This is a genomic window from Robinsoniella sp. (genome assembly GCF_034124845.1).
In genome coordinates this window covers 1-1660 of the sequence record NZ_JAWYAJ010000393.1, presented here as the reverse complement: position 1 = coordinate 1660, position 1660 = coordinate 1, and the positions used below count along the sequence as shown (strand labels likewise).

The window sequence follows — 1660 nt, the reverse complement described above, 5'->3', positions numbered from 1 at the left end:
TATTCTCAACAAAGTCAGAAATCGCATATTGCTGGCATGCCTTCTCAGACAGATGATTTTCCCGCAGCTCCTGTGGCAAAGGTATCACTGCTGCACCACTTGTCTCCAGCTCCTCTATCAACTCCCTGGAGAGAGATTCCTTAAAAATCTTACAGGAACCACTCATAGCTCCCAGTTTCCCATTTGCACGTTTCCCTTGTATTTCCTGAATTCCCGCTTCTCCCGTTAGGCTGATTCTGCCGCCAAAGCTGGGGCACCGAAGAATACACATCGCACATCCGTTACCGAATTTCTTACAATTATTCATAGGTCCTGCACTTCCGGTAGCATCAATAAACATCTCCCCGCCAAATGTCCTGCCGTCATCCGTCCGTACATTTAAGATCCGCTTCCCATCCATCTGCACTTTCGACATACGCGCCTGAAACTCAATCTTCGTTCCGATCTTTTTCAGAAACCGATAAATCACTCCGGATATTTTACCTACATCGTATAAAGAAGCATGCTCATGACCAGGAAAATTAACATTTTTATGCCGGACGTTTTCATCAATTATCCGAAAAAGTTCTCCACCTCCCAGGGCAATCATTTCTTCCGTTGCGGTAAAGCGTCCGTTATTTCTCATGATTCCCCCAACCAGGCCTGTGCCAAGCAGCATGTCTGTTTTTTCCAGCAGCGTTACCTTAGCCCCCTGCAAGACTGCTCCATAAGCGGCGGCACATCCCGCCCATCCACCTCCTGCTATCACTACTTCTATCCCCATGTTGTCTGCCTCCATTCTTCTGATGAATCTAACATTTTCCATGCAGTGTAACGGAAGTGCTTCCGCACACTGCGCCTGATTTGCACAAGCTATAGACTGCCATACTTTAATGTATGGACATGTCCGCCTGTTTATTCCTGTAATCCGTTAAATTCTATCCGTCTTATATCCCACCCAGAAAATGAATTCCCGTTTTCCAGAGAAATACGCCCAGATAAATAAAGGTAAGCAAACTTCCCACTCCACATAAAACCTTACTGATCCATCCGTCTGCCCGGCACAGGTCCAGGCTGATTCCCCATCTCAAAGGATAAAGCAGCCGTACATTCTTATAATTAAAAATATCTGCTGCGATATGGGAAAGCATGGAGATTACAAAATAGGGAACCAGAACCGGGTAAATGATATATAGAATAAAACTCAAAATTCCAACGGCAGGTAAGGAATGCATAAACGACCTGTGGGGTCTGCTCTTGCCAAATACACACACGCCCAGAAAAGCAGCCATCCCAAGCATCAGCCTGACCAGACTGCTGTTACGCATAAAACTTGCCGTAATCCCAAGCTTCCACTGGTATTCCATAAATGCAGTGGCAAGTACTGCCAGCAGCGTAATTCCAATCACTTTATTCACATCCCGTCTTGCTTCCGAAGTACTGACGTCAATATCACTGATTACAGAACCTACCGAAGCCGTCCCGATGCATAGCACAACCTCCCTGATATTTTCCGGCTGTCCGAATAATAGTGCAGCCGCTGTCCCAATTGCCAAATGTGTTTTTCCTGTCATACGGTATCTTCTCAACTTTCTCATCTGTTAAAATAACTATTTTATAACCTAATACTCCATCCAGCCAGAAACCCTACTAACAGTGCTGATTATTTTGTCAGTCTGCA

General features: G+C 45.4%; 2 protein-coding genes. Both read right to left on the bottom strand.

Translation table 11 applies throughout. The features are described from left to right. Positions 1 to 763, bottom strand: a 763-nt coding sequence (locus ACH2DQ_RS19610; protein ID WP_395027961.1) for an FAD-dependent oxidoreductase, incomplete at its 3' end; no start/stop codon positions are given. Between the two features lie 163 nt (positions 764 to 926). Continuing rightward, positions 927 to 1553, bottom strand: a complete 627-nt coding sequence (locus ACH2DQ_RS19605) for a metal-dependent hydrolase (protein WP_394916065.1) — start codon at positions 1551 to 1553, stop codon at positions 927 to 929. Between the last annotated feature and the right edge of the window lie 107 nt (positions 1554 to 1660).